This window comes from Rhodococcus rhodnii NBRC 100604 (assembly GCF_001894925.1).
Lineage (GTDB): Bacteria > Actinomycetota > Actinomycetes > Mycobacteriales > Mycobacteriaceae > Rhodococcus_F > Rhodococcus_F rhodnii.
Window position 1 is genome coordinate 1 of the sequence record NZ_BCXD01000057.1, and the last position, 4,942, is coordinate 4,942.

Here is a 4,942-nt window from a genome sequence, read left to right on the forward strand (position 1 = left end):
AGCGTCTACTACACGCCGATCGTCGCCGACCGGCGCGGCGTCCCGACGAAGATGTCGATCATCGCGGGCGGCGAGTCCGGCGTCTTCGACATCGACGCGTTCTTCCTCGGTCTCGGTGTCTACGACCCCGACAACCAGATGGTGATGAAGGTCTGGGACTCCGGCAACATCCGGAACGCCCTGCCGTCGACCATGCAGGAGTTCGAGGTCACCACCGGACTCGCCGTCGCGGCCACGAACGAGATCGTCCCCGGGCAGCTGCTGTTCGCGATGCACCTGCAGCACGCCCCCGGCCTGGTCCAGTCGACCCGGAAGTTCGCGTGGATCGAGCAGGCCGGCATCGCACGCCCGTCGTCGCGGCTCGTGCGCGGCACCTACTACCGCGCACCCGGACAGGCCACGCTGCCCAACGCGTACCCGCTCGCGCAGCTCGCGATGAGCACCAACGGAATCCCGTGGCACGGGCTGCACCTCGAGCAGGTGCCGTCATGATCCGCGACGGCCGCTACATCGTCACCGAGTCCGATCTCACCGCGCACCACGACGCCGGCCGAGGCTGGCTCGTCCTCGATGTCGACGGCACCGTGCGCACCGTCACCGACCAGCCCGACCCCACCGAATGGCCGCTGCACCTCCTCGCGTGGACGCAGCAGTGGTTCGACCACTGGGACGGCGACCTCGCCGCCGCCGCCCACGCCATCACGACGGCGCTCGCCGACACCGCGCTACCCGAGCAACCGATCACCGATACGGAGGAACGATGAGCTTCCGCACGATCTACGACCACACCTACAGCGAGAACGGTTGGCGCATGGTCGACCGCGACGGCTGCGTCGTCGCGAACACCGTGCCGTTCAGCAACACCGCGCCGATCCGCGCGGGCATCGCCGCAACGATCCTCAACGCCTGGCTGATCTGGTATCACCGCCATGTCGAACCTACCGGGTCGCCGGTGTGGGGCTGGTCGGCGACGAACGACGTCAAGAACTCGAATCACCTGTCCGGCACTGCCGTCGACATCAACGCCCCCAAATACCCGTGGGGGTTGCGGACGATGCCCGCAGCGCGGATCGCGAAGGTCCGCGAAGGGTTGCGTCTGTTCGAGGGCACCATCTACTGGGGTGCCGACTGGGGCCGGGCCGACGAGATGCACTACCAGATCGGCTACCGGGAGGGCGATGCCAGACTCGCGAACTTCGCCGACCGGCTGAACCGCGGCCACCTCGGAATCTACGGTCAGCCCGCAGCCCCGCCTCCGCCCCCGACGAACGAGATCAATCGCGAGGCCGCGGCTGCTGCGGCGTGGATCGGCGAGCGTCTGTTCGACGGCGAGCGGCCATGCAAGGACGGCGTGGGCAGATACGCCGATTTCACGGGCGGATCGATCTACTGGCACCCCGCAGTGAACGTCGGGCCCGACAAGATCGCGCGGGCGATCGCCGTGCCGAAGAACATCTACGAGACGTGGGCGGGCGAGTCGTGGGAGCAGGGCACCCTCGGCTACCCGGTTCGGCGGCACGCGGTCATCGAGGGTGTCGGCGATATCCAAGGCTTCCAGGGCGGCACCATCTACCGCCGCTACGGGCAGCCCGGATTCTTCGTGCACGGTGCGATCGAGAAGCGCTGGCACGAACTCGGCCGCGAGACCGGCGCCTTCGGCTGGCTCACGAGCAACGAACGTGATGCCGGTGGCGGCACGCGTGAGCAGACCTTCCAGCACGGCATCCTCCGCTGGCATCCGTCCGGCGTCGATGCCCAACTCACTCAGGAGAACTGATGTCCGCAGTCACGAGCACCAAGCTCATCCTCGGCCGCGAGCCGGCGTTCTGGTCGGCGTTCGTCATGGCGATCGTCGCGGCCGTCGTCGCGTTCGGCGTGGATGTGTCGACCGAGACGCAGGGCCTGATCCAGGCCTTCGTCAACGCCGTCCTCGGCGCGATCGTCGCCGCTGCGGTCCGGCCCGTGTCCATCGCGGCGTTCGTCGCCGTCGTGCAGACCGCGCTGCCGCTACTCGTCGCATTCGGTCTCGACCTCACGACCGAGCAGCAGGGCGTCCTGCTCACCCTCGCGCCGCTGATCCTGAATCTGCTCCTGGTCCGCCCACAGGCCACGCCGACTGTGAAGGGCCTGCCGTCGACCGCTCCCGCCGCGTCGCGCGAGGCTACCCCGCTCGTCGTCGAGCACCGCGCCGTCGAGATCAGCGGCGACTGGCCCGAGGTGCCGTTCGGCGACGACGCCGCCGGCCGACACCGCCGGCGCTGGTGAGCCTGCCCAAGGCGCTGCGTGCCGACCTCGAGCGCGCCCTGCGCACCGGCGCCTACGCCTCGGTCGCGGTCGCCGGGTTCGCCTCGATCTACTGGACACCGAACACCATCTCGGCGGTCCTGGGCACGATCACCGCGATGATCTGGGGTCTGCTGCTGCTCGTCGGCGGAATCACCTGCGCGGCCGCGTCACTGACCGAGCGGTACCTGATCGAATACCCGGCGATCCTGCTCGTCGTCGCGGGAGCCGCCATGTATCTCGTTGCGCTGTGGGCGATCACGGCGGGCGGAGAGATCACCCGGTTGACGCAGACCGCGCTCGTCACCGCCTACGCGCTACACCTGCTCGCCCGCCATGTCCAGCTCCGACGGCTTGCGGGGGTGCCCCTCGAGAACGGGGACTGATGATGATCTTCGGGCTGTCGCCGACCGAACTCGCCCTGATCGTCACAGCCTTCGGTGGCGGCACGACACTGCAGGCAGCGTTCGGCGCGATCAAGGCCCGCCGCAACGGTGCCCGCGCCCGCGAGGAGCGGCAGATCTCGGCGATCCGCGCCGACCTCGACCGAGCCCGCGAGAGCCTCGACCGCGCCGAGGCCGGCGAACGTGAGGCGTGGGCGCGCGCCGACGCGATGGAGAACCGCTACGACCGGATGACGCAGTCACGCAACCGGTGGCGCGAACGCAGCCACCATCAGGACGTCCACCACCTTCGGCATTGCTCGTGCCGCGACGAGCTCGACGCGTACCCGCCGGTACCCGTCGAGCTCGACCCGACCCAGTGAAAGGGGAGACCCGATGGACCAGCTCGGAGCGGATCTACCGCTCGTCCCGCTGTACCTGATCGATCTCGACGACTTCGAGCTCACCGCCCGGTGGGCCGACGGCGACTACCCCGACGGCGCCACCCTGGTGCTCCACCTCGGGGACACCGAGTACCCGTTCACGATCGCCGGGGACACCGCGACCCTCGTGATCGAGTCCGAGGTCGCCGACACGATCGAGGACGGCACCGCGTTCCGGTTGCGGTTCAACGAGCCCGGCGCCGTCACCGAACGCAACAAGGTGCGGATGCACGGCAACGTGCGGCGGGTGGCTCCGCGATGACCGCGATCATCGTCTCCGGGCCCGCGAACGCGCCGATCACCCTCGACCCCGACGAGCACCGGTTCGTCCTCGGCGCCGAGGCCGCAGCCGGTGCTCTGCTGATCCCGCTCGCCGGCCGAGACGGCAAGGGCATCACCGTGCGCGGCATCGTCGACCAGCACACCGACCTCCCGGCCGACGGCCAGGACGTCGGCGACGTGTACATCGTGCGCTCGGACGGCCTCGGCTACGTGTGGACCGTCCACGGCTGGCCCCCGGCCGGTCGCGGGTTCGTCGTGCAGGGCCCGCCCGGCGATCCCGGCCGCGGCTACACCGACGCGGCGATCGCCGGCAACGCGCTCGTGTTCGCTGCGAGCGACGGCACCAGCGACACCGTCGTCGTGCCCGCACTCGTCGCAGCGGCCGAGCAGGCCGCGGCCGCACACGAATCGAACACCAGCGCCGCCGACCACGCCGAGGCCGCTCAGGTCGCGGCCGGCGCCGCCGAGCAGTCGGCCGCCGACGCGCGTGAGTCGATCGGGCAGCCGTCCGACAACTCGGTGACGACCGCGAAGATCCGTGACCGCGCGGTCACCGCCGACAAGATCGGTGACCAGGCCGTGGAGGCCCGGCACCTCGCGCCGCGCGCGATCCCGCAGGACCGGCTCGCGTCCACCGGCCCGTTCTCGGATTGGGTCAACACGAAAGCCGACCTCGTCGGCGGCAAGGTCCCCACCGGTCAGCTCCCCGCTGTCGCACTCACGAAGCCGTTCCGGGTCTCGAATCGCGCCGCGATGCTCGCCCTCGACGTCCAGGAGGGCGACGTCGCGGTCGTCACCGGCGGTAGCGACAAGGGCACATACATGCTCGGCGAAGGCTCACCCACAGTGTTCGAGTCCTGGGTGCGCCTCAACGCGCCCGACGACGCCGTCTCGTCGGTCAACGGCCAGACCGGCACCGTCGTGCTGAGCAAGAGCGACGTCGGCCTCGGCAGCGTCAACAACACGTCCGATGCAGCGAAGCCGATCAGCACCGCCACCCAGACCGCCCTCAACGGGAAGGTCTCCGGCGCATACACGCTCGTCGTGCAGGCGGGCGCGCCGTCGGGTGCTCCCGCGAACCGCATCACGATCCGGACCGCGTGATGCCCGGCCTCCACACCGGCGACGCACCCGCACACTCGGTGTACGTCGGCGACGCCCTCGCGCACAGCGTGTACGTCGGCGACGCCCTGGTCTGGCGCCGCGACCCCGAGACCCTCTCGTACACCGCGCCGGGAGTGGTGACGGTGCCGGTACCGATCTGGGCGCGGTTCGTCGATCGCGTCGCGATCGGCGGCGGCTCGGCAGGGCACGGCGGCAACGGCGCCAACGGCCAGCCCGGACGCGGCGGCACAGCCGGCTCCTGGTCATCGGACACCATCGATCTCGCGGCCCTGTCCGCAACGTCGCTCACCGTCACGGTCGGTGCCGGCGGAACGGGCACCGCCCGCGAGCAGCTCGGCAACCCCGGAACGGCATCCACGATCACCGTGCCCGGCGGCAGCGCGCTCACCGCAGCCGGCGGTGTCGGCATCGCGGGATACGGCGGCA

General features: G+C 70.3%; 9 protein-coding genes and 1 pseudogene. All 10 read left to right on the forward strand.

Annotated features, from left to right (window positions below; genetic code table 11):
• A partial coding sequence (locus tag RR1_RS22495; RefSeq protein WP_040772497.1) for a hypothetical protein occupies positions 1-492 on the forward strand: 492 nt, incomplete at its 5' end.
• Complete coding sequence (locus RR1_RS21310; RefSeq protein ID WP_010837403.1) at positions 489-764, forward strand: hypothetical protein; 276 nt, start codon at positions 489-491, stop codon at positions 762-764. The genes RR1_RS22495 and RR1_RS21310, both read left to right, overlap by 4 nt.
• Positions 761-1,255: pseudogene (locus RR1_RS23055) on the forward strand (M15 family metallopeptidase); the annotation flags it as partial. The gene RR1_RS21310 and the pseudogene RR1_RS23055, both read left to right, overlap by 4 nt.
• A 63-nt stretch (positions 1,256-1,318) precedes the next feature.
• Positions 1,319-1,777 carry an LGFP repeat-containing protein gene (locus RR1_RS23060; protein WP_307718155.1) on the forward strand — a complete coding sequence of 153 codons (459 nt, stop codon included), beginning with the start codon at positions 1,319-1,321 and terminating at the stop codon, positions 1,775-1,777.
• The gene (locus RR1_RS21330; protein WP_010837401.1) at positions 1,777-2,265 is read left to right on the forward strand and encodes a hypothetical protein; all 489 of its coding nucleotides are present in this window, start codon (positions 1,777-1,779) and stop codon (positions 2,263-2,265) included. Before RR1_RS23060 ends, RR1_RS21330 begins: the two co-directional genes overlap by 1 nt.
• Entirely contained in the window at positions 2,262-2,669 is a 408-nt protein-coding gene (locus RR1_RS21335) for a hypothetical protein (RefSeq protein ID WP_010837400.1), read from the forward strand. The genes RR1_RS21330 and RR1_RS21335 overlap by 4 nt, the downstream gene beginning before the upstream one ends.
• Positions 2,669-3,049, forward strand: a complete 381-nt coding sequence (locus RR1_RS21340; protein WP_010837399.1) for a hypothetical protein — start codon at positions 2,669-2,671, stop codon at positions 3,047-3,049. The genes RR1_RS21335 and RR1_RS21340 overlap by 1 nt, the downstream gene beginning before the upstream one ends.
• A 13-nt stretch (positions 3,050-3,062) precedes the next feature.
• Positions 3,063-3,371, forward strand: a complete 309-nt coding sequence (locus RR1_RS21345) for an LtfC-like domain-containing protein (protein WP_010837398.1) — start codon at positions 3,063-3,065, stop codon at positions 3,369-3,371.
• Positions 3,368-4,495, forward strand: a complete 1,128-nt coding sequence (locus tag RR1_RS21350; RefSeq protein WP_072713753.1) for a hypothetical protein — start codon at positions 3,368-3,370, stop codon at positions 4,493-4,495. The genes RR1_RS21345 and RR1_RS21350 overlap by 4 nt, the downstream gene beginning before the upstream one ends.
• Positions 4,495-4,942: glycine-rich domain-containing protein (locus RR1_RS21355; protein ID WP_040775167.1), on the forward strand; the 448-nt coding region annotated here is incomplete at its 3' end. The genes RR1_RS21350 and RR1_RS21355, both read left to right, overlap by 1 nt.

Bases quoted from the DNA above. Each gene is read 5' to 3' on its own strand.
- RR1_RS21340 (WP_010837399.1), top strand. From the start codon at position 2,669: ATGATGATCTTCGGGCTGTCGCCGACCGAACTCGCCCTGATCGTCACA.
- RR1_RS21310 (WP_010837403.1), top strand. From the start codon at position 489: ATGATCCGCGACGGCCGCTACATCGTCACCGAGTCCGATCTCACCGCG.
- RR1_RS21345 (WP_010837398.1), top strand. From the start codon at position 3,063: ATGGACCAGCTCGGAGCGGATCTACCGCTCGTCCCGCTGTACCTGATC.
- RR1_RS21350 (WP_072713753.1), top strand. From the start codon at position 3,368: ATGACCGCGATCATCGTCTCCGGGCCCGCGAACGCGCCGATCACCCTC.
- RR1_RS21330 (WP_010837401.1), top strand. From the start codon at position 1,777: ATGTCCGCAGTCACGAGCACCAAGCTCATCCTCGGCCGCGAGCCGGCG.